The organism is Pantoea sp. BJFS-204 (genome assembly GCF_049310725.1).
Lineage (GTDB): Bacteria > Pseudomonadota > Gammaproteobacteria > Enterobacterales > Enterobacteriaceae > Pantoea > Pantoea agglomerans.
Genome location: NZ_JBMOWE010000007.1, coordinates 152,949 through 174,046, shown reverse-complemented (window position 1 = coordinate 174,046; position 21,098 = coordinate 152,949). Strand labels below are relative to the sequence as shown.

The window sequence follows — 21,098 nt, the reverse complement described above, 5'->3', positions numbered from 1 at the left end:
GGGTTTATTGCGATAAGCCAAGGCGTTCGCCCTGATAGCGGCCATCCAGAATAGCCTGCCACCAGGTGGGATTGGCCAGATACCATGCCACGGTTTTACGCATGCCGCTTTCAAAGGTTTCCTGAGGTACCCAGCCAAGTTCATGCGCGATTTTACTGGCATCAATGGCATAGCGCTGATCGTGACCGGGGCGGTCAGTGACATAGGTAATCAGGTCGCGGTAATGCGCCAGCCCGGCAGGTTTCTGCTCTGCGGCCAGCTCTTCAAGCAGGCTGCAGATAGTTTCAACCACCTCAATATTGCGTCGCTCGTTATGGCCGCCAATATTATAAGTTTCGCCTGGCTTGCCATGGCTGACCACCTGATAGAGTGCGCGGGCGTGATCTTCGACGTAGAGCCAGTCACGAATCTGCTGTCCGTTGCCGTAAACCGGTAAGGCTTTTCCGGCCAGCGCATTGATGATGGTCAGCGGGATCAGCTTCTCCGGGAAATGGCAGAGGCCGTAGTTATTTGAACAGTTGGTGACCAGCGTGGGCAGACCGTAAGTGCGCAGCCAGGCTCGCACTAAATGGTCGCTGCTGGCCTTGCTGGCGGCGTAAGGACTGCTTGGCGCATAGGGTGTGGTTTCGGTGAAGTAAGCCTGGCTGTCGTGCAGATCGCCAAAGACTTCATCTGTCGAGATATGGTGGAACAGAAAGGCGGTTTTGCGCGCGTTATCCAGGTTTTGCCAGTAAAAACGCGCGGCTTCCAGCAACTGATAAGTCCCGACAATATTGGTCTCGATAAAGGCTACCGGCCCGTCAATCGAACGATCCACATGGCTTTCAGCCGCAAGATGCATCACACAGTCTGGCTGATGACGGGTAAACACCTGATCAAGTGCCGGGCGATCGCAGATATCGACCTGCTCAAAATGAAAGCGGGGCGAGTCGGCAACGCTGGCGAGTGACGCCAGATTTCCGGCGTAGCTGAGTTTATCGACCACCACCACCTGATGTTCGGTTTCTGCGATCAGAAAGCGCACCAGTGCAGAACCGATAAACCCGGCACCGCCCGTGATCAGAAAACGCCTCATCGCCACACACCTTTGGTGTCGACAATCCAGTTCTGCTGAACGCTGGCGCCATCAATGGCGCGGAAGGCGCGGTGATCGACCAGCATCACCAGAATATCGGCCTGTTCCAGCGCCTGCCCGGCAGAGACCAGCACGGCTTTGTCGGCCAGTGCGTCAGCAAGCTGCTCAATATGGGGTTCAACCACCCAAGTGGTGCCGCTGTGCCACTCTGCAATTTTCTGTGCCACGCCCACCGCCGGGCTTTCGCGCAGGTCGTCAATATTGGGTTTAAAGGCCAGGCCAAAGCAGGCGATGGTGATATCGCTGGCGCGCTTGCCGGTCTGTGTCAGGCAGTCCGCCAGCGCGGTTTTCACCTGGTCCAGCACCCACTGAGGCTTGGCGTCATTGACCTCGCGCGCGGTGCGGATCAGGCGGGCTAATTCAGGATTCTGCGCCACGATGAACCAGGGATCGACGGCGATACAGTGACCGCCGACGCCTGGGCCCGGCTGCAGAATGTTGACGCGCGGATGGCGATTCGCCAGCGCAATCAGCTCCCAGACGTTAATCCCCTGATCGGCACAAATCAGCGACAGCTCATTGGCAAAGGCGATATTCACGTCACGGAAGCTGTTTTCTGTCAGCTTACACATCTCGGCGGTTCGGGCGTTGGTTTCAACGCATTCGCCTTTTAAAAACAGCCGATAAAGCTCGCTGGCGCGGGCGGAACAGGCTGGCGTCATGCCGCCAATCACCCGGTCGTTGTTAATCAGCTCAACCATCACCTGACCAGGCAGCACGCGCTCCGGACAGTAGGCCACAAAAATATCGGGCGTATCACCGTGCTGAGGAAAGCGCAGGTCGGGACGCGCCGCCGCCAGCCAGTCGGCCATCTGTTCGGTGCTGCCCACCGGTGAGGTCGACTCCAGAATCACCAGGTCGCCCTTTTTCAGTACCGGCGCAATCGACTCCGCCGCGGCTTTCACAAAGCGCAGATCGGGCTGATGCTCATCTTTAAAAGGGGTCGGTACGGCGATAAGAAAAGCGTCGGCGGCTTCCGGCTGCGTGGTGGCGCGCAGATCGCCACGCGTAACGGCCGCATGCACCACCTGATCTAAATCGGGCTCCACAATATGGATCGCGCCACGATTGATGGTTTCAACGGCACGCGCGTTGATATCCACGCCCACCACTTTTTTTCCCTTTGAGGCAAAAACGGCTGCCGTCGGCAGCCCAATGTATCCCAGTCCAATCACGGAGATGGTTTCAAAACTCATAATTCGGCTCGGTTATCTTTTAAGGCTTGTAAAATACGACCACAGGCTTTGCCATCGCCATACGGATTATGGGCGTGGCTCATCGCCTGCCAGGCAGCGTCGTCAGTCAGCAAGCTGCTGACCTCCGCCACGATTCGGGCGATATCGGTCCCCACCAGTTTGACGGTGCCGGCGTCGACCGCTTCAGGCCGCTCGGTGGTGTCACGCATCACCAGCACCGGTTTACCCAGCGAAGGCGCTTCCTCCTGAATGCCACCGGAGTCAGTGAGGATGAGCCAGGCGCGGTTCATCAGCCAGACAAAAGGCAGATACTCCTGCGGTTCAATCAGAATGATATTCTCAATGCCGCTGAGAATCCGGTTTACCGGCTCGCTGACATTGGGATTAAGGTGCACCGGATAGACAATCTGCGCCTCGGGATGCTGGCGGGCAATCTGCGCCAGCGCGCTGCAGATACGTTCAAAGCCGCCACCAAAGCTTTCGCGACGATGTCCGGTGACCAGCACCAGTTTCTTATCCGGGTCGAGAAACGGATAGCGCGCCGCCAGTTGTGCATTCAGATTGCTGTCATCCAGTACCCTGTCGCGAACCCACAGCAGCGCATCAATGACCGTATTGCCGGTCACGATAATGCGCGCATCGGGCAGATTTTCCTGCAACAGATTCTGACGCGATCGGGAGGTGGGGGTGAAATGCAGATGGGCAAGATGACCGGTAAGTTTACGGTTACCCTCTTCCGGCCATGGCGAGGCGAGATCGCCGGTACGCAGACCGGCCTCCACATGCCCGACCGGAATCTGATGATAAAATGCCGCCAGGCTCGCCGCCAGTGTGGTGGTGGTGTCACCATGCACCAGCACGATGTCCGGTTTGAAGTCGAGCAGGACGGTTTTCATGCCCTCTAAAATGCGGCAGGTGATCTCGGTCAGCCCCTGCTCGGGACGCATAATATTGAGATCATAGTCCGGCTGCAGCTTGAACAGGCGCAGCACCTGATCGAGCATTTCGCGATGCTGTGCGGTGACGCACAGTCGCGATTCGAAAGCGGGATCCTGCGCCAGCGCCTGAACCAGCGGTGCCATTTTGATCGCTTCGGGACGAGTACCAAATACCGTCAGAACTTTCACACTGTTTCTCTCACTCATGCGTGTCTGACATCAGACGCGGACGACGTGCCAGCGCCACTCCCGCGCCTGTTAATGCCCCAATGGCACCCCACATAATCATCATGAACAGACGTCGCGGACTGTCACGTGATACCGGCTCTTCCGGCGTACGCAGATAACGGTAGGTCTGGAACTGGCTGTTCAGTTTTGGCCCGGTCTGCAGCGTGGTCAGCATTGCTCTGTTCTGATCATAGCTGATATCAAACTCCGGACCGGTAGCGCGCAGCGTATCCAGCTGTCCCTGTAAAACGGGCTGGCCCAGCAGGAACAGGTCGCTGTCTGCCAGATTTTCACCCGCTTCACGCGTCTGTTTCTCATTGATGCCCTGCTGGCTGGCGATCTTCAGCGCCTGCTCCAGCCGATGCTGCTGGCGCTGAAACACCGCATTAGCCACATCTTCCTGACGTTTCACCTGCGCCTGCAACTGGTCGGTACGCGCCCGCCAGGCACCTTTTAGCTCATCATTCAGATGACGCGCGGCGCGCTCACTGGCATAGGCGATGTACTGACGCAGCAGATTATTGGCGTCGCCAGCGGTTTCCGCTTTCAGTTTGACGTTATCGGGCAGGTTATGTGCCGCGTCAGCGGGCGTGAACAGGATATTGCCGATCATATCGTCGAGCAGCGCGGCATCATTATGCGCATTGCCGGTTTTACGACTCTTGTAATAATCCGTTTGCTGCCAGAACTCACGACGCGTATCCCAGGAGGCGAGTTGCATGGTGAACTCCTGATAAACCTGATCCATCACCGTAGGTGAAGGTGCGGCCAGGGTTAAGGCGTTGTTGCGCGCATCCAGATTGGTCAGAAATTGCTGCTGTGCATAGTAAGAACCCAGCATGTTCACCGTCGGACGATCGGTGATCGCCGTGGTGCTCCAGACCTGTTTCAGCAGCAGCGTGGCCAGCCAGGCGACCAGAGCAAACAGCAGCGCCAGCCCGATAATCCAGCGCTTGCCACGCCATAAACGGCAGCAAAAGCTGCGAATATCCAGTTCGTTGTCCACAACGTCAGAAGGCATGGCAGAGGTATCCTTTATCAGCTCTTTTCAGGGTAATTTGTTTTTTGCTTCGCGATGATGGCTCAGACGGCGCTTAATGCGGCGGACACGTCGCGCCACGCGCCATGCATGTTTGAGGCAGTAGCCGTAAACCATAAACGCGCCCAGGAATAGCAGCAGCATCACCCACTCCGGGATAAATGCCAGATATTCGCCCAGCACACCGATACCGGCGAGAATAGCCGCCGCAACGGTAATCAGCACAAAGGCCTGACGGGAGGTAAAGCCGGCACGCATAATCAGATGGTGGATGTGCTGACGGTCAGCCGAGAACGGACTCATGCCTTTACGCAGGCGACGATACATAATCGCCACCATATCCATCAGAGGAATGGCAATAAGCCACAGTGCGGTAACGGGCGTGATGGGATGGCTAAGACCCTGCGTCGTTTCCAGCAGAATCCAGATAATGGTGAACCCGATCATGGTGCTGCCGGCATCGCCCATAAAGACTTTGAAGCGACGGCCAAGGAAGCCGAGGTTAAGCAGGATATAGGGCAGCGTGGCGGCAATCATCGCAAAACACCACATCGCGAGGCTGGTCTGGCCGTCGAAGTAGAGGATAATCCCCATGGCGGCAAAAGTGACCGAGGAGAGTCCGCCCAGCAGACCATCGATCCCATCCACCATATTAAAGGCGTTGATCGCGGCCCAGACGGCAAACAGCGTCAGCACATAACCGAAGGGCCCCACGATAAGCTCGAACGGGCCGACGATAAAGCCCAGGCTAAGCAGATAGAGTTTTGCGCCAAACATCATCACCAGTGCGACAATCGCCTGCACCACCGCGCGGATCTTGACGCTGATATCGAAACGGTCATCCAGTGCGCCAACCAGCACCAGAACACCGGCGCAGCCCAGATAGAGCAGCGCGTGAGGCAGATAGTAGTTGGTAATGGCAAACGTGAAGCAGATACCTGCGAACACAGAAATGCCGCCCACCAACGGAATCGCGCCATGATGGCGTTTACGTGAGTTAGGCTTATCAACTAAACCAATTTTTTTAGCTGCTTTTCGAGCAAAAAAGAGGAAAGCCAGGGAAAAGAGAAAAATTAAACCAAGCTCAGTACTCATAGTGAGTAAATTCACGTTAAACGCTCTCAGCTAACATCCCGCACAACAATACGCGAAAAAACGCGCCTATCGCTGTGTCGGATTCCGAATTCTGCATAAAGAGACAGACGAACGGTCAAAAGTTCGCCATCGCTACCACAGTCATTATAAATGCTCCTGCCAGTGTTCAATCCTATAGCTCACAAATGAAAAACGCCACGTTGAGACGTGGCGTGAGGTCGATTTTCTGCGCATCTGGACTAAAAAAGCCGAATCTGTGGTTCGGCCAGGCAGTATCGGATTAAGAACGCTTCATCATATCGAAGAATTCATCATTAGTTTTGGTCATCGCCAGCTTGTTGATGAGGAATTCCATTGCGTCGATTTCGCCCATCGGGTGAATAATCTTACGCAGGATCCACATCTTCTGCAGCTCTTCCTGAGAGGTGAGCAGCTCTTCTTTACGCGTACCAGAGCGGTTGTAATCAATCGCCGGGAAGACGCGTTTTTCAGCGATTTTACGGGCGAGATGCAGTTCCATGTTACCGGTACCTTTAAACTCTTCGTAAATCACTTCATCCATCTTCGAACCGGTATCAACCAGCGCGGTCGCGATGATGGTCAGGCTGCCGCCCTCTTCCACGTTACGTGCAGCACCAAAGAAACGCTTTGGACGATGCAGGGCGTTGGCATCCACACCACCGGTCAGGACTTTACCTGAAGCAGGAACCACGGTGTTGTAAGCACGTGCCAGACGTGTAATGGAGTCGAGCAGGATGATGACATCTTTTTTGTGTTCAACCAGACGCTTGGCCTTCTCGATCACCATTTCAGCAACCTGAACGTGGCGTGAAGCTGGCTCATCGAAGGTTGAGGCGATAACTTCGCCTTTCACCAGACGCTGCATCTCGGTGACTTCTTCCGGGCGCTCATCGATCAGCAGTACCATCAGGGTACAGTCCGGATAGTTGTGCGCCAGGCTCTGCGCGATGTTCTGCAGCAGCATGGTTTTACCGGCTTTCGGTGGTGCAACAATCAGACCACGCTGGCCACGACCAATTGGCGATGCCAGATCCAGTACGCGAGCGGTTAAATCTTCCGTTGAGCCATTACCCCGCTCCATACGCAGACGTTTATTTGCGTGCAGCGGCGTGAGGTTTTCGAACAGAATCTTATTACGCGCATTTTCCGGCTTGTCGTAGTTAACTTCGTTAACTTTCAGCAGCGCAAAATAACGTTCACCCTCTTTCGGTGGACGGATTTTGCCAGAGATGGTGTCACCAGTGCGGAGGTTGAAGCGGCGGATTTGACTAGGGGAAACGTAGATATCATCAGGGCCGGCGAGGTAGGAGCTGTCTCCGGAACGGAGGAATCCAAATCCATCCTGAAGGATCTCCAGCACGCCATCACCGAAGATGTCTTCGCCGCTTTTCGCGTGCTGCTTCAGGATTGAAAAGATAATGTCCTGCTTGCGCATACGAGCCTGGTTTTCCAGTCCCATATTTTCGCCGAGAGTAACCAGCTCAGCAACCGGCGTATTCTTTAATTCGGTAAGATTCATAGTGATGGGTTCTTAAACTCGGGGTAATACTCGGAATGTTTGTCGTGAATGGTATGGCAACTAATCCATGCCGTTAATGGCTCTTTTCGGCTCTTCCTGACGATCATCGTATGGAATGGCGATCGGTATGCAGGGAGATGTCCGAATGTGATGCCAGAGTTGGAGCTAACCGTAAGATTGCTGAACCGTTCTATCTTTATAAGGTACAGGGCGACAGGGTTCAACAAGGGAAAACTTTTAGATGCTAACTACAAGGTAAGTTCGTAATGCAGTGCTGGTAAATTAGCACGCCTGAAAGCGAACGTCCAGCAGCAGGAGATAAATTCACCACTGCCGGACATTCAGCCCTGAATTACGCCAGATTGGCGTTCAGGAACTCTTTCAGCTGGCCTTTAGACAGCGCGCCCACTTTGGTCGCGGCGACTTCGCCATTTTTAAACAGCAGCAGCGTCGGGATACCACGAATGCCATACTTCGGTGCCGTGCCTGGGTTATCATCAATATTCAGCTTAGCGATGGTCAGCTTGCCATCATACTCTTCTGCAACTTCATCAAGGATTGGCGCGATCATTTTGCAAGGACCGCACCATTCAGCCCAGAAATCTACCAGTGTAACGCCGTCGGCTTTCAGCACGTCGGTGTCGAAACTGTCATCAGTCAGATGAACGATTTTATCGCTGCTCATGTTTTACTCCACAAGATTATGCCTGGCGAATTGGCGTAAAATATACCAATGTTGGTTGACTTTATTTCATCGGATACGCTTTCGTAAAGCGATAGTAAGCTGATATTCTACCACACTATGAGCAAAACACACTTAACTGAACAGAAGTTTTCCGACTTCGCCCTGCACCCAAAAGTGGTGGAAGCCCTTGATACTAAAGGCTTTCAATACTGCACGCCGATTCAGGCGTTAGCTCTGCCTTTTACGCTTTCAGGGCGTGATGTTGCAGGCCAGGCGCAAACCGGTACCGGCAAAACGATGGCGTTTCTGACGTCAACGTTTCATCATCTTCTCTCTCATCCTGCGGCGGAAGGTCGTCAGGTTAACCAGCCACGGGCATTAATTCTTGCGCCGACGCGTGAACTTGCTGTGCAGATTCATGCAGATGCAGAACCCCTTACCGCCTCAACCGGCCTGAAACTGGGTCTCGCCTATGGCGGAGACGGTTATGACAAACAGCTTAAAGTGCTGGAGCAGGGCGTTGATATTCTGGTGGCTACCACCGGTCGCCTGATCGACTACGCGAAACAGAATCACGTCAACCTCGGTGCTATTCAGGTCATGGTGCTGGACGAAGCCGATCGTATGTTCGATCTGGGCTTTATTAAAGATATTCGCTGGCTGTTCCGTCGCATGCCGCCGGCCACTCAGCGTCTGAGCATGCTGTTCTCGGCGACCCTCTCCTACCGCGTCCGTGAACTGGCGTTCGAGCACATGAACAGTGCTGAATATGTGGAAGTGGAACCGGAACAGAAAACCGGCCATCGCATTCAGGAAGAGCTTTTCTATCCGTCTAACGAAGAGAAAATGCGCCTGTTGCAGACCCTGCTGGAAGAAGAGTGGCCCGATCGCGCCATTATTTTCGCCAACACCAAGCACCGCTGTGAAGATATCTGGGGCCACCTGGCTGCCGATGGACATCGTGTCGGCCTGCTGACCGGCGACGTTGCTCAGAAGAAGCGCCTGCGCATTCTGGATGACTTCACCAAAGGTGATGTGGATATTCTGGTCGCCACTGACGTGGCTGCTCGCGGTCTGCACATCCCGGCTGTTACCCACGTCTTTAACTACGATCTGCCAGACGACTGTGAAGATTACGTTCACCGTATTGGCCGTACCGGTCGTGCAGGCGCCAGCGGTCATTCAATCAGCCTGGCCTGTGAAGAGTACGCGCTGAATCTGCCTTCGATTGAAGAGTACATCGGCCACAGCATCCCGGTCAGCAAGTACAGCAGCGAAGCGTTGTTAACGGATTTACCGCCGCCTAAGCGTCTGCAACGCAGCCGTTCCGGCAATGGCCCACGTCGCGGAGGGAATAACGCCAATCGTCGCGGTGCTCCACGCAACAACAACCGTAAACGTTCAGGTTAAGGCCACCATGCTAAGCGCATCGTCACTTTATGCAGCGATTGATTTAGGGTCTAACAGCTTTCATATGTTGGTGGTGCGCGAGGTCTCTGGCAGTATCCAGACCGTTGCAAAAATTAAGCGCAAGGTTCGCCTTGCTGCCGGTCTGGATAAAAATAACCTGTTGTCAGCCGACGCGATGTCGCGGGGCTGGCAATGCCTCAGACTGTTCTCTGAACAACTGCAGGATATTCCCCCCGATCAGATTCGCGTGGTGGCGACCGCCACGCTGCGTCTGGCTGCCAATGCGCAGACCTTCCTCGACACCGCCCAACAGATCCTTGGCTGTACCATCAACGTCATCAGCGGTGAAGAAGAGGCGCGCCTGATTTATCAGGGCGTGGCCCACACTACTGGCGGTTCCGACCAGCGTTTAGTGGTCGATATCGGCGGCGGCAGCACCGAGCTGGCCACCGGCGACGGATCGCACGCGTCGGTGTTGTTCAGTCTGTCGATGGGCTGTGTGACGTGGCTGGAGCGATTCTTCAGCGATCGTCATCTGGCAAAAGAGAACTTTGACCAGGCCGAGCTGGCGGCACGTGAGATGATCCAGCCCATTGCAGCGCAGCTGCGTGAGCAGGGCTGGCAGGCCTGTGTTGGTGCTTCAGGCACGGTTCAGGCGCTGCAGGAGATCATGGTGGCGCAGGGCATGGATGAGCGCATCACGCTGAATAAGCTGCAGCAGCTGAAGCAGCGCGCCATTCAGTGCGGCAAACTGGAAGAGCTGGAAATCGAAGGGCTGACGCTGGAGCGGGCGCTGGTGTTCCCCAGCGGCCTGTCGATTCTGATCGCCATCTTCCAGGAACTCAGTATCGATAGCATGACGCTGGCGGGCGGCGCACTGCGTGAAGGACTGGTCTACGGCATGCTGCATCTGCCCATCGACCGGGATATCCGTACCCGTACGCTACACAACGTCCAGCGCCGTTTCAGCATTGATGTTGAGCAGGCGGATCGCGTGCGTCAGCTGGCGGAGAGCTTTTTCCGTCAGGTTTCCACGTTGTGGAAGCTGGATCAGCGCTGTCGTGAGTTGCTGCTCAGCGCCTGCGCGATCCACGAAATCGGCCTGAGCGTTGACTTCCGTCATGCGCCGCAGCATGCGGCGTATCTGGTGCGTCACCTCGATCTTCCTGGTTTCACACCGGCACAGAAGAAGCTACTGGCCTGTTTACTGCAAAACCAGAGCGGCAGCATCGATCTGGCTTTGCTGACTCAGCAGAACGCCCTGCCGCCGCGGCTGGCGGAACGGATGTGCCGTCTGCTGCGGCTGGCGATTATTTTCTCCACCCGCCGTCGCGATGACACCCTGCCTGCGGTGCGGCTACAGGCAGACGATGATGCCCTGCATCTGACCCTGCCCGCGGGCTGGCTGGAGGCCCATCCGTTGCGCAGTGAGCTGCTGGAGCAGGAAAGCCATTATCAGTCTTACGTCCACTGGTTATTAACCCTGTCGTAATTGCCGTCGCGTGAGGCGAATCTCCTTCGCCTCCTGCACTGGTTTAACTCTTTTTCGCCTTATCCAGCATCGCTCTCAGACCGGCCACCCGGCTCTGACCGGTTTTCATCCGCTCCTCCGCACTGACCACTTTGCGCTCGGTCTCCCATTGCAGATCGTCCTGCGGCAGTTCCAGCAGAAAACGGCTCGGCTCCGGCCGGATTAATTCGCCATATTGCCGGCGTTCGCGACACAGGGTAAAGGTCAGCTCTTTCTGCGCCCGTGTGATCCCCACGTAGGCCAGGCGACGCTCCTCTTCGATATTATTCTCATCGATGCTGCTCTGATGCGGTAACAGCCCCTCCTCCATGCCCACCAGGAACACATAGGGGAACTCCAGCCCTTTGGAGGCGTGCAGCGTCATCAGTTGCACCTGATCCAGCTCTTCATCGCTTTCACCGCGCTCCATCATGTCGCGCAGGGTAAAGCGCGTCACCACCTGCGCCAGCGTCATCGGCTCATCGATATCGCTGCCCTCCAGCATTTCGGTCATCCACTGAAACAGCGTGTTGACGTTCTTCATCCGCATCTCTGCGGCTTTCGGGCTGCCGGAGGTTTCGAACAGCCAGCTTTCGTAGTCGATGCCGCGAATCAAATCACGCACCGCGTTCACCGGCTCACGTTCGGTCAGCTGGATAATCTCATTCAGCCAGTGGGTGAAGCGCTGCAGATGCTCCAGACCACGGCCACTCAGCGTCTGCCCCAGACCGACATCAAAACTGGCGTTAAACAGGCTCTTGCTGCGCAGGTTGGCCCACTCACCGAGCTTCTGCAGCGTGGCCGGGCCAATCTCACGGCGCGGCGTATTGACGATGCGCAGAAACGCGCTGTCATCCTCAGGATTGGTCAGCACGCGCAGATAGGCGAGCAGATCTTTGATCTCGGGCCGTGAGAAGAACGAAGTACCGCCAGAGATGCGATAAGGGATGCGGTTCTGCATCAGAAACTTTTCAAAGGTCCGGGACTGATGGTTACCACGATAAAGAATCGCGTAATCTTTGTACTGCGTCCGGTTGATAAAGTGATGCGCGATGAGCTCGCCGGTGACCCGCTCCGCTTCATGCTCTTCGCTGTTGGCAGTAAGCACCTTCAGCTCGCTGCCCTGCCCGAGCTCCGAAAAGAGCCGCTTCTCAAAGACGTGCGGGTTATTGGCAATCAGGATATTTGCCGCTTTCAGTATGCGCTGCGAAGAGCGGTAGTTCTGCTCCAGCTTCACTACCTCCAGCGCCGGGAAATCCTGATTCAGCAGCACCAGATTCTGCGGGCGTGCGCCGCGCCAGGAGTAGATAGACTGATCATCATCGCCCACCACCGTGAAGCGCGCCCGAGCGCCCACCAGCAGCTTAACCAGTTCATACTGGCTGGTGTTGGTATCCTGATACTCATCCACCAGCAGATAGCGGATACGCTGCTGCCAGCGTTCACGCACCTCCTGATTACGCTGCAGCAGCAGCGTCGGCAGCAGAATCAAATCGTCGAAATCGAGCACGTTGCACGACTTAAGATGCTGGCTGTAGAGGGCGTAGCAGTGAGCAAAAATATTATCCTGCTGTGATCGCGCCAGCGCGGCGGCGCCCTGCGGATCGATCAGATCATTTTTCCAGTTCGAGATGGTGGAGATGAGCTGCTGTAGCAGCGTCTTATCCTCTTCCAGCCACTCTTTTGTCAGCTCTTTCAGCAGGGCGAGCTGATCCTGATCGTCGAACAGCGAGAAGTTTGACTTCATGCCCAGCGCCGCGGTTTCGCGTTTGATGATCTCCAGCCCCAGCGTATGGAAGGTGGAGATCAGCAGACCGCGCGCCTCTTTGCGGCCCAGCGTCTGCGCCACACGCTCTTTCATTTCGCGCGAAGCTTTATTGGTAAAGGTCACCGCGGCGATGTGGCGCGCCTGATAGCCGCATTCACGGATCAGATGGGCGATTTTATTGGTAATCACGCGGGTTTTGCCCGATCCCGCGCCCGCCAGCACCAGACAGGGACCGGTAACAAATTCGACGGCACGTTGTTGGCTGGGGTTTAAACGCATAGGAGAAATCGCCTGATTGAATCAAAAGAAAGGGGTTTATACTGGGCGGCAATTATACACAACCGAGATACCAACATGGCGAAAACCGCGGCGGCTTTACACATCCTGGTCAAAGAGGAAGCGCAGGCAAAAGAGATTCTGGCGAAACTGGCGAAGGGTGGCAATTTCCAGCAGCTGGCAAAGAAGCACTCAACCTGTCCTTCCGGCCGGAATGGCGGCGATCTGGGCGAGTTCCGGCAGGGACAGATGGTGCCGGCCTTTGATAAAGCGGTCTTTACCTGCCCGCTGCTGACGCCTTACGGGCCGGTAAAGACCGGCTTTGGTTATCACATTATCAAAGTACTCTATCGCAACTAGTTACTTCTTCTGCTTCATCTGCTGCAGGACGGTGCTGCACTGGTTGTCTTCGTTATCACTAGGAGAGATCAGTGCCAGCAGCGCCGCCGCCGGGCCCACTACTGCGCCCAGTGCCACGGCAGCGGCACCACGTGCCAGCAGTGGCCCCGTTTTCACGCCCGCATCAGGATTTTTAAAGGTGCCGCGCACGTAGAGCGGGGAGCGCAGCGTTACGATGCGGACGCCCTTACTCTCCGGATTCACCGACAGATCCAGCCGCTCACTGGCGAAGTTCGCGTTGCCTGAAACATTGATAATCGCGTTCTCGGTATCAAACACAAACAGGTTAGGCGTCGCCACACCATTCTGCAGTTTGAGATCGGTGGCGGCGCAGTTGATGCGCACCTGGTCATCGCCAAACAGTTTGCCCACCACGTAGTTACCGACGTTGAGTCCGGCAATTTCCATCAGGCTGCGGCTGATCAGACCATCATTCATCAGCAGCTTAAGTTGCCCGTTGCTGGTCGCCAGCAGATCGGCTACGGAGTTACCGGTGCCAGTAAAGCTGGCATCGCCATTGAGCTGGCCACGGCTGTTCTTCATCGCCTCCACATTCGGGAAGAGCTGACGCAGCTGCAGCTTACGGACATGAAGATCAACCCGGCCACGCATCGGCGAGTGATCGCCCTCCAGCCGGATAGTGCTGTTGAGATTGCCGCCCGCCACACCAAAGCGCAGCGGGTCCAGCAGCAGATCACCGTTTTTGAGCTGTAAATGGGTATAGAGATCGCTTAACGGCAGTGAATTGCTGTGTTCGATCCGTTTGCCGCTGAACTTCACGTCGGCATCCATCACGTCCCAGTTTTTGGTTTCGAATTTATCGTGTGGCAGCACGCGGTCTGCGGGCTGATTCGATTTCTCCCCGCGCCGGGCTTTGGCCTGCGCCGTTTTTTCACTACCTTTGCCAGAGTCGACGCCAATCAGCGGCCCCAGATCGGCCATGCGCAATTGCTCAGAGGTCAGCTCGCCGCTGAGTGTCGGGCGGGGTTTAACCTGACTGTAGATCAGCGACCCATGAATATCGCTGTCGCCAATATGTCCGTTGAATTTCTCATAGCGGTAGACCGCGCCCTTTTCGCCGCTGAATTTAGCAATCAGATGGCCGTCGGTTTCATAAGGTGGCGTGTCAGGCAGCAGAACGCCGGTCAGGCCATAGAGATTGGCCAGCGTATCGCCCGAGAAGCGCAGTCGCACGTTAAGCCCGCCGAGGTTCATCGGATCCTGCAGACCGCCGGTCACCTGAACGCGGGTGGTGCCGTTGCGCAGATCGGCCTGAATCGGGAACGGGGTGTTCTGACTGCGCAGTGACAGCATGCCGCCAATCTTACCGTCGCCGCTGAGTGACTCATTGTTATAAGAGCCCTTCGCCTGCCAGCCAAAGACGAAGTCGCCGGCGCCCTTCTGCTGGTCATTGCCTCCGGCAATCTGCGTATACGGCACCGGTTTACCCAGCGGATTAACCTGCACCGTGACATCTGCGCGGTTAATGGCGTCGCGATAACGAATCTGGCCCTGATCGAACAGAATATTATCCAGACGGAATGACCAGGCCGATGGCGCAGCACTCTTCTCATCCTTGCCGCTATTGGCAAGGGTAAAGGTCCAGTTGTTCTTTTTATCCGCGGTCTGGATCAGACGCGCATCCGGCCGCTGCAATTTAATCCAAGGGATGAACAGTTCTTTGTGCAGCAGCGACAGCGGTGACAATGTGGCATCGACCCGCTGCAGATGTACCATGGTGACGTCGGCAATGTCAGGCGGATTCCCCAGCATGATATCTTCTGCATGGATCTGCGGCCACGGCACCCACCGCCGCCAGCCTGCTTCGTCGCGATTTCGTGCCCAGTCGATACCCAGATCCCCGCGTATCGCAAAGGGACGGTTTAACTCGGTTGAAACTTTTTGATTGATGGTGGGCTTCAGGCGATTCCAGTCAAAGGTCGCGATGACGACGATAATCACCACGATCAACAACACCAGAATTCCTGCTACCCAGCTGACTATTTTCCCGGTACGCGACATTACGCTTTCTCCTTGCACATTCACGGTCTGCGTTAAAGATAGTCGAGACCGCGGGCAACAGCATCAGGGAAGCGGGATAGTAAGATGATTCAATTCGGAAAAAGGGGTTTCTCAGCCATTTCGTTAGCATAAGCGGTAAAAAAAGCCGACATTCCCGGCGGTTATCCCCGAGACCAGGGCTAATGGCCGCCTTTAAAGGTAAATTAAAACACCGTTTTAAAACCATTGACGTCTGCCATACCAGACGCGAGACTAAGGCGATATTTCACTACAGGTCTGAAACCATGACGCAGAAAAAAATCGCCATCATCGGCGAATGCATGATTGAGCTGTCCGAAAAGGGTGAGAACATTAAACGTGGCTTTGGCGGCGATACGCTCAATACGGCCGTTTATCTCGCCCGCCAGGTTGATGAGCAGCAGTTACGGGTCGATTATGTCACTGCGCTGGGTACGGATTCGTTCAGCGATCAAATGATCGCGGCCTGGCAGCAGGAGAGGGTCAATACTGACCTGATTCAGCGGCTCGATAATAAAATGCCGGGCCTGTATTTCATTGAAACCGATGCCGACGGTGAGCGCACCTTCTGGTACTGGCGCAGTGATGCCGCCGCGCGTTACTGGCTCGACAGCCCGCAATCAGCAGAGATAGCTGAACAGCTGTCGCACTACGATTATCTCTACCTCAGCGGCATCAGCCTGGCGATTCTGCCGCCTGCCAGTCGTGAAAAGCTGATGGTGCTGCTGGCGCGCTGCCGGGCTAATGGCGGCAAGGTGATTTTCGATAACAACTACCGCCCGCGTTTATGGGCCGATCGGGCCAGCACGCAGGCCGCTTATCGCGCCATGCTCAACTGCACCGATATCGCCTTCCTGACACTGGATGATGAACATCTGCTCTGGGGCGAAGAACCGCTGGATGATGTTATCGCGCGTGCCCGTCAGGCGGGTGCCAGCGAAATCGTGATTAAGCGCGGTGCAGACTCCTGCCTGGTGGTCACCGGCGACGCACCGCTGATTGATGTACCTGCGGTACGTCTGGCGAAAGAGAAAGTGATCGATACCACCGCAGCCGGTGATTCGTTCAGTGCCGGTTATCTGGCTCGCCGTCTGACCGGCGCCTCTGCAGAGGTCGCCGCGCAGCGCGGACACCTGACTGCCAGCACCGTGATTCAGCATCGCGGCGCGATTATTCCGGCTGAGGCGATGCCTGACTGACAGAGCGGCAGCCAGCGTCGTTGATACAGGTACTGATCGTGCCGATGCCAGAAAATGCGCCCGAGGGCGCATTTTTTTAGGCTGCTGGTAACGTCTGGCTGCGTGACTGTAACCGATGCTATCCGTTCCCAGATGAGACTGGCACGTTAGCCCCTGCAGCGTGGCGGTGTGATCCTGACGCTAAAATCATTATGTCGCCTTAAGAACGCACAGCGTGATATCCGGTAAATTGCGGCTAATAAAGCGGGCCGTGCCAGCTATTTACCTTAAGCGGAAAAATTGTGGTTAATAACAGATCCCCTGCGGTCTCCCCCTTCAATCTCTCTTATAATTTATTGATTAAAATTAATAAGTTAAACAAACAGATCCACCACCAGGCATAGTCCGAATCTGGTCAGATCCCCCCTTTTCAGATGGACGACTGCCTGAAAAAAGACCATCTTTTAATCAAAAGACAGCAGGACGCTGTTCTCTCCGGCCGCGAACAAAACAATTAAAATATTCCCCGCATCAGGATCTATTTATGCACACAGAAATTATTAATATCTGGCCACACGGTGATGCGCCAGGCGCCAGCGATTCGCGCGCACAGCCGCAGATTGTCGACATGGCAAAAGAGTATGAGCCTTACGATCGGGCCGCTACAGGCGTACGTTGCCCGGAGATGGCGATCTGGCATCCGGTCGAATCAAACGGGATTACCCTGCTGGTCGCACCGGGCGGTGGCTATCAGCGCGTGATGATCGATCGTGAAGGCAGCGCCCTGGCGACATTCTTTACCTCAATGGGTTACACCCTGGCGGTGATGACTTATCGCCTGCCCTATGATGGACATCACGAAGGTCCCGACGCGCCGCTGGCCGATGCTCAGCGCGCGGTACGCGTCCTGCGTGAACGCGCGCAGCGCGGCCTGAATGGTAAATATATCGTCATGATGGGCTTTTCGGCGGGTGGTCACGTGGCTGCCAGTCTGGGTACGCGTTTCGCAGAGAAACTCTATCCGGTGCAGGATGGCGCAGAAAACTTCTCGCCGCGCCCGGATGCGATGGTACTGGTCTATCCGATAATCAGCATGCGGGACGGCATCGCCCATGAAGGTGCCAGAACCCGCCTGCTGGGTGCCTGGCCCGATCAGAAAACCATTGACGCATATTCAATGGAAACCCGGGTTCATCCGCTGGTGCCGCCGACGCTGTTGATCCACGCAGCCGACGATGATGATGTATCAGTGAATCACAGCATGGCGTTTTTTGGCGCGCTGCGTGAGCATAAGGTCCCGGCAGAGGTGCATTTCTATCAGAAAGGCGGGCACGGATTTGGTATCCGCGGCGTGGCAGATTTGCCCCTCGCCAGCTGGCCGATGTTAGTGACCGAGTGGCTCAGGGCAAAAACCTGACTTTATGCGGCTGGCGGAACGTCTTTGACGTTGCTATCCGGCGGACTGGCTTCATTGCTGGTCGCCGGTGCCGCTGGTGGTGCCATCACTTTGTCCCAGTTGTTTTGCAGGCTCTTCACGTTGGTTTCCGCTTCGCCTTCCGGCTGAATCAGTACCATCATCAGTTCCTGCGTCAGCTGCTGACGCAGCTCCTGGTTTAACTGTTCGCGGGTCAGGCCGGCCAGGAAAGTCTGACGCAGCTTCTGATACTGCTCAGGTGCGATATCGACTACGGCGTTCTGCTGGGAGCGCAGACGCTGGCTCATCAGCACATCCGTATCGGTGCGGGCATAGGTGGTAAACAGCTTGTTCAGCTCCAGCAGCTTCTGCGCCATCAGCGCATCAAACTCCTCCTGCGGCAAGCCTTTGTCACGCACGTTTGCCAGCTCACGCGCCACCAGATTCATATTCTGCGCCAGATTTTCGTTGCGTCCATCCAGGTTGATGGAGCACTGCGCACGCTGATAAAGCACACGGCAATCAAATCCCACCTGGATGCCCTGTGCCTTGCTGTCACTGAGCGCACGCTGGACATGCCAGAACAGCGCTTCACGTGCCAGATCGCCCTGCCAGTAACGCTGCAGATTCTGGGAGTCACGAATCGGTTGCCACGGCGTATCCCACACCAGCGAGAGACGATCCTGCGTCATGTTGCTGCTGACCAGATTTACCGGCTCGTGCGGCAGCGGCGACAGGGTGGGCAGTGGCGCAGGCGTTTCACGTTTACCGGTTAACGCCGAGAAGGTTTTATTGATCTGCTCAGAGAGGTTGCGGCTGTCAACATTCCCCACCACGTAGAGCGTCATCGCATCCGGGGTGTACCACTGATGATAAAAATCATTGAGCTGGGTTAAATCAACCGGCGCGCGTGGTTGCGCTGCGGGGTCATGCGCCAGCAGCGCGGAGCCTTTCAGGCGGTAGCGCCACCAGACATCCTGGGTATCTTTCGGCCAGGTCGCCACCGGATCCGATGCCGCCAGCGCGGTATTAACCACCTGTTCGGTGATGGCCATATTGCCCGCCGTGGCCGCCAGCCAGTTCAGCGCTTCTTTCAGCAACTCGGGGCGGTTATTCGGCAGGCTCAGATTATATTGGGTGGAATCATAGGAGGTGATCACAGGTGGCAGCGGATGCTGAGGATCCATCGCCTGTTGCCATAGCGCGCGCTGCTGATGGTTATCAAGCGCGGTGTTGTGCACCATCGCCAGACGCGGCAGCAGATGACTGAAGCCGGCCTGTTGCGCACTTTCCACCAGCGAGCCGGTATTCACCACCAGCCGCAGTTCAATACGGTCACTGGGGCGTTGCGGTGTGGCCAGTAACTGCCAGTTAAATCCATTATCCAGCTTGCCTTCCTGCCAGGCCGGATCCGGTTGCAGCGTTTCTGCCTGGAGACCAAAGCTGCTTGCCAGCACTAATCCACCAACCAAAAGCCGAATTCTGGTGCCCTGCATGTGAACCCCTACTCAAATAATTCAAATATCGTTATCACTGGCGCATATTGCCGCTGTTATTAACGAATCGGCTGGCGCCGAATCGCGCTGTTATCCAACAACAAAGTGTTTGACCACAGGAAGCTCAGGATGTCGCGTAACGAAGTGAAAAACGTCAAAAAAAACAAGTGGGGTTTATTATGCAAATGCCCGCTGTCAGGGCAAGCGACAGCGGGCATTTGTGGGGATTTAAGTGAAATTCAATGATTAAATTGAAGATTCAGACGCTTTATTCTCCTTATTCCGGCCTGCCAGCGTGTCGGTCAGCTGTTTATGATCCAGCTGATCGACCCACTTCGCCACCACCACAGTCGCCACACCGTTACCGATCAGGTTGGTCAGCGCACGGGCTTCGGACATAAAGCGGTCGATACCGAGAATGAGCGCCAGACCCGCCACCGGCAGATGTCCCACCGCAGAGAGCGTCGCCGCCAGCACGATAAATCCGCTCCCGGTTACCCCCGCCGCTCCTTTGGAGGAGAGCAGTAGCACCACCAGCAGCGTAATCTGATGGAAAATGTCCATGTGCGCATTGGTCGCCTGAGCGATAAATACTGCCGCCATGGTCAGGTAAATCGAGGTGCCGTCCAGGTTAAAGGAGTAACCGGTGGGGATCACCAGCCCTACTACCGATTTCTTGCAGCCCAGCTTCTCCATCTTATCCAGCATGCGCGGCAGCGCAGACTCGGAAGAGGAAGTACCCAGCACAATCAGCAGCTCTTCTTTGATATAGGCGATGAACTTAAAGATGCTGAATCCGGCGAACAGGCGTGCAATCAGCCCCAGCACGATCACCACAAACAGAATACAGGTGATGTAGAAGCAGATAATCAGCTGGCCGAGCTGCACCAGTGAGCCCACGCCATACTTGCCGATAGTGAACGCCATCGCGCCAAATGCCCCTATCGGTGCCAGACGCATGATCATGTTGATGATGCCGAAAATCACTTTTGAGAAGCTTTCAATCACGTTGAAAATCAGCGTGCCAGTGTTACCCAGACGATGCAGGGCAAAACCAAACAGAATGGCAAACAGCAGCACCTGCAGAATATTGCCGCTGGCAAAGGCGCCAATCACGCTGTTGGGGATAACATCCAGCAGGAAAGCGACGATGCCCTGCTGTTCTGCCTGTTGCGCATAAATCGCCACGGCTTTGGCATCCAGCGTGGCAGGATCAACGTTCATCCCGGCACCTGGCTGCACCACGTTAACCACGATCAGGCCGATAATCAGCGCGATGGTGCTGACAATTTCAAAATAGAGCAGTGCAACCGCGCCGGTCCGTCCTACCGCTTTCATGCTTTCCATGCCAGCGATGCCGGTCACCACGGTACAGAAAATTACCGGGGCGATAATCATCTTGATTAACTTAACAAAGGCATCTCCCAGCGGCTTCATCTGGGTCCCTAACTCCGGGTAAAAATGGCCTAACAAAACGCCGATGCCAATCGCCATCAGCACCTGGAAATAAAGGCTTTTAAAAAGTGAGGTTTTCATAAACAGGTGTCCACTAACGCCGTGAGGTGATGTTGTCGGATTCGTTATTGTGACTGGCGGGCAACAGAGGTGGCGCCTGACAGTAACCCGAAAATAACACTCTGTTTACGTGATTAATACAGGGTGACAAACGCCCAGGAAACCCGGGGATCGTAATTCTGAACTGAAACGCTTCAGCAGGGGGTTTTGTAACTAAAATTCTCGCAAAATCAATG

The 21,098-nt window shown here is 55.5% G+C and carries 16 protein-coding genes; 5 read left to right on the top strand and 11 right to left on the bottom strand.

The window, feature by feature from the left end:
• Positions 1 to 4: 4 nt before the first annotated feature.
• From rfbB to trxA, 7 genes are all read right to left on the bottom strand, one after another.
• Positions 5 to 1,075 carry a dTDP-glucose 4,6-dehydratase gene (rfbB, locus tag ACO6VX_RS18405; protein ID WP_167433275.1) on the bottom strand — a complete coding sequence of 357 codons (1,071 nt, stop codon included), beginning with the start codon at positions 1,073 to 1,075 and terminating at the stop codon, positions 5 to 7.
• Positions 1,072 to 2,331, bottom strand: coding sequence for a UDP-N-acetyl-D-mannosamine dehydrogenase (gene wecC, locus ACO6VX_RS18400; protein WP_010257361.1), 1,260 nt, complete (start codon positions 2,329 to 2,331; stop codon positions 1,072 to 1,074). The genes rfbB and wecC overlap by 4 nt, the downstream gene beginning before the upstream one ends.
• The gene (wecB, locus tag ACO6VX_RS18395) at positions 2,328 to 3,458 is read right to left on the bottom strand and encodes a non-hydrolyzing UDP-N-acetylglucosamine 2-epimerase (protein ID WP_010257363.1); all 1,131 of its coding nucleotides are present in this window, start codon (positions 3,456 to 3,458) and stop codon (positions 2,328 to 2,330) included. Before wecB ends, wecC begins: the two co-directional genes overlap by 4 nt.
• A 10-nt stretch (positions 3,459 to 3,468) precedes the next feature.
• Positions 3,469 to 4,518 (bottom strand): ECA polysaccharide chain length modulation protein, encoded by a 1,050-nt coding sequence (gene wzzE / locus ACO6VX_RS18390; protein ID WP_192073330.1) that lies wholly within the window; start codon positions 4,516 to 4,518, stop codon positions 3,469 to 3,471.
• Between the two features lie 27 nt (positions 4,519 to 4,545).
• The gene (gene wecA, locus ACO6VX_RS18385; RefSeq protein ID WP_022624853.1) at positions 4,546 to 5,631 is read right to left on the bottom strand and encodes a UDP-N-acetylglucosamine--undecaprenyl-phosphate N-acetylglucosaminephosphotransferase; all 1,086 of its coding nucleotides are present in this window, start codon (positions 5,629 to 5,631) and stop codon (positions 4,546 to 4,548) included.
• Between the two features lie 280 nt (positions 5,632 to 5,911).
• Complete coding sequence (gene rho, locus ACO6VX_RS18380; RefSeq protein ID WP_010257369.1) at positions 5,912 to 7,171, bottom strand: transcription termination factor Rho; 1,260 nt, start codon at positions 7,169 to 7,171, stop codon at positions 5,912 to 5,914.
• A gap of 352 nt (positions 7,172 to 7,523) precedes the next feature.
• Complete coding sequence (gene trxA / locus ACO6VX_RS18375; protein WP_003851963.1) at positions 7,524 to 7,856, bottom strand: thioredoxin TrxA; 333 nt, start codon at positions 7,854 to 7,856, stop codon at positions 7,524 to 7,526.
• A 117-nt stretch (positions 7,857 to 7,973) separates the two neighbouring features.
• Between trxA and rhlB the strand changes: the two genes are divergently transcribed.
• Both rhlB and gppA read left to right on the top strand, forming a co-directional pair.
• Positions 7,974 to 9,266 (top strand): ATP-dependent RNA helicase RhlB, encoded by a 1,293-nt coding sequence (rhlB, locus tag ACO6VX_RS18370; protein ID WP_022624852.1) that lies wholly within the window; start codon positions 7,974 to 7,976, stop codon positions 9,264 to 9,266.
• Between the two features lie 7 nt (positions 9,267 to 9,273).
• Positions 9,274 to 10,758, top strand: coding sequence for a guanosine-5'-triphosphate,3'-diphosphate diphosphatase (gene gppA / locus ACO6VX_RS18365; protein ID WP_010671664.1), 1,485 nt, complete (start codon positions 9,274 to 9,276; stop codon positions 10,756 to 10,758).
• 43 nt (positions 10,759 to 10,801) lie between these two features.
• Here the strand turns inward: gppA and rep are convergent, their stop codons facing one another.
• Positions 10,802 to 12,823 carry a DNA helicase Rep gene (gene rep / locus ACO6VX_RS18360; protein WP_010257384.1) on the bottom strand — a complete coding sequence of 674 codons (2,022 nt, stop codon included), beginning with the start codon at positions 12,821 to 12,823 and terminating at the stop codon, positions 10,802 to 10,804.
• A gap of 75 nt (positions 12,824 to 12,898) precedes the next feature.
• On the opposite strand from rep, the gene ppiC reads away from it, so the two are divergent.
• Complete coding sequence (ppiC, locus tag ACO6VX_RS18355) at positions 12,899 to 13,180, top strand: peptidylprolyl isomerase PpiC (protein WP_010671663.1); 282 nt, start codon at positions 12,899 to 12,901, stop codon at positions 13,178 to 13,180.
• On the opposite strand, the gene ACO6VX_RS18350 is transcribed toward ppiC, so the two are convergent.
• A complete protein-coding gene (locus ACO6VX_RS18350) occupies positions 13,181 to 15,241 on the bottom strand; it encodes an AsmA family protein (RefSeq protein ID WP_422458252.1) in 2,061 nt (686 codons plus the stop codon).
• Positions 15,242 to 15,525: 284 nt separating this feature from the next.
• Between ACO6VX_RS18350 and ACO6VX_RS18345 the strand changes: the two genes are divergently transcribed.
• Both ACO6VX_RS18345 and ACO6VX_RS18340 read left to right on the top strand, forming a co-directional pair.
• Complete coding sequence (locus ACO6VX_RS18345; RefSeq protein ID WP_031292606.1) at positions 15,526 to 16,458, top strand: sugar kinase; 933 nt, start codon at positions 15,526 to 15,528, stop codon at positions 16,456 to 16,458.
• A gap of 523 nt (positions 16,459 to 16,981) precedes the next feature.
• Positions 16,982 to 17,854 carry an alpha/beta hydrolase gene (locus ACO6VX_RS18340; RefSeq protein WP_033767590.1) on the top strand — a complete coding sequence of 291 codons (873 nt, stop codon included), beginning with the start codon at positions 16,982 to 16,984 and terminating at the stop codon, positions 17,852 to 17,854.
• 2 nt (positions 17,855 to 17,856) lie between these two features.
• On the opposite strand, the gene ACO6VX_RS18335 is transcribed toward ACO6VX_RS18340, so the two are convergent.
• Both ACO6VX_RS18335 and ACO6VX_RS18330 read right to left on the bottom strand, forming a co-directional pair.
• Positions 17,857 to 19,347, bottom strand: a complete 1,491-nt coding sequence (locus ACO6VX_RS18335) for a M16 family metallopeptidase (RefSeq protein WP_010257399.1) — start codon at positions 19,345 to 19,347, stop codon at positions 17,857 to 17,859.
• Positions 19,348 to 19,593: 246 nt separating this feature from the next.
• A complete protein-coding gene (locus tag ACO6VX_RS18330; protein WP_172608417.1) occupies positions 19,594 to 20,883 on the bottom strand; it encodes a dicarboxylate/amino acid:cation symporter in 1,290 nt (429 codons plus the stop codon).
• Positions 20,884 to 21,098 lie beyond the last annotated feature (215 nt).

Excerpts from the sequence above, each read along its gene's own strand:
- rfbB (WP_167433275.1), bottom strand. The coding sequence starts at position 1,075 with ATGAGGCGTTTTCTGATCACGGGCGGTGCCGGGTTTATCGGTTCTGCA.
- gppA (WP_010671664.1), top strand. The coding sequence starts at position 9,274 with ATGCTAAGCGCATCGTCACTTTATGCAGCGATTGATTTAGGGTCTAAC.
- ACO6VX_RS18340 (WP_033767590.1), top strand. The coding sequence starts at position 16,982 with ATGCACACAGAAATTATTAATATCTGGCCACACGGTGATGCGCCAGGC.
- ACO6VX_RS18330 (WP_172608417.1), bottom strand. The coding sequence starts at position 20,883 with ATGAAAACCTCACTTTTTAAAAGCCTTTATTTCCAGGTGCTGATGGCG.
- wecA (WP_022624853.1), bottom strand. The coding sequence starts at position 5,631 with ATGAGTACTGAGCTTGGTTTAATTTTTCTCTTTTCCCTGGCTTTCCTC.
- wecC (WP_010257361.1), bottom strand. The coding sequence starts at position 2,331 with ATGAGTTTTGAAACCATCTCCGTGATTGGACTGGGATACATTGGGCTG.
- trxA (WP_003851963.1), bottom strand. The coding sequence starts at position 7,856 with ATGAGCAGCGATAAAATCGTTCATCTGACTGATGACAGTTTCGACACC.
- rho (WP_010257369.1), bottom strand. The coding sequence starts at position 7,171 with ATGAATCTTACCGAATTAAAGAATACGCCGGTTGCTGAGCTGGTTACT.
- ACO6VX_RS18345 (WP_031292606.1), top strand. The coding sequence starts at position 15,526 with ATGACGCAGAAAAAAATCGCCATCATCGGCGAATGCATGATTGAGCTG.
- ACO6VX_RS18350 (WP_422458252.1), bottom strand. The coding sequence starts at position 15,241 with ATGTCGCGTACCGGGAAAATAGTCAGCTGGGTAGCAGGAATTCTGGTG.
- wzzE (WP_192073330.1), bottom strand. The coding sequence starts at position 4,518 with ATGCCTTCTGACGTTGTGGACAACGAACTGGATATTCGCAGCTTTTGC.
- rhlB (WP_022624852.1), top strand. The coding sequence starts at position 7,974 with ATGAGCAAAACACACTTAACTGAACAGAAGTTTTCCGACTTCGCCCTG.
- rep (WP_010257384.1), bottom strand. The coding sequence starts at position 12,823 with ATGCGTTTAAACCCCAGCCAACAACGTGCCGTCGAATTTGTTACCGGT.
- ppiC (WP_010671663.1), top strand. The coding sequence starts at position 12,899 with ATGGCGAAAACCGCGGCGGCTTTACACATCCTGGTCAAAGAGGAAGCG.
- ACO6VX_RS18335 (WP_010257399.1), bottom strand. The coding sequence starts at position 19,347 with ATGCAGGGCACCAGAATTCGGCTTTTGGTTGGTGGATTAGTGCTGGCA.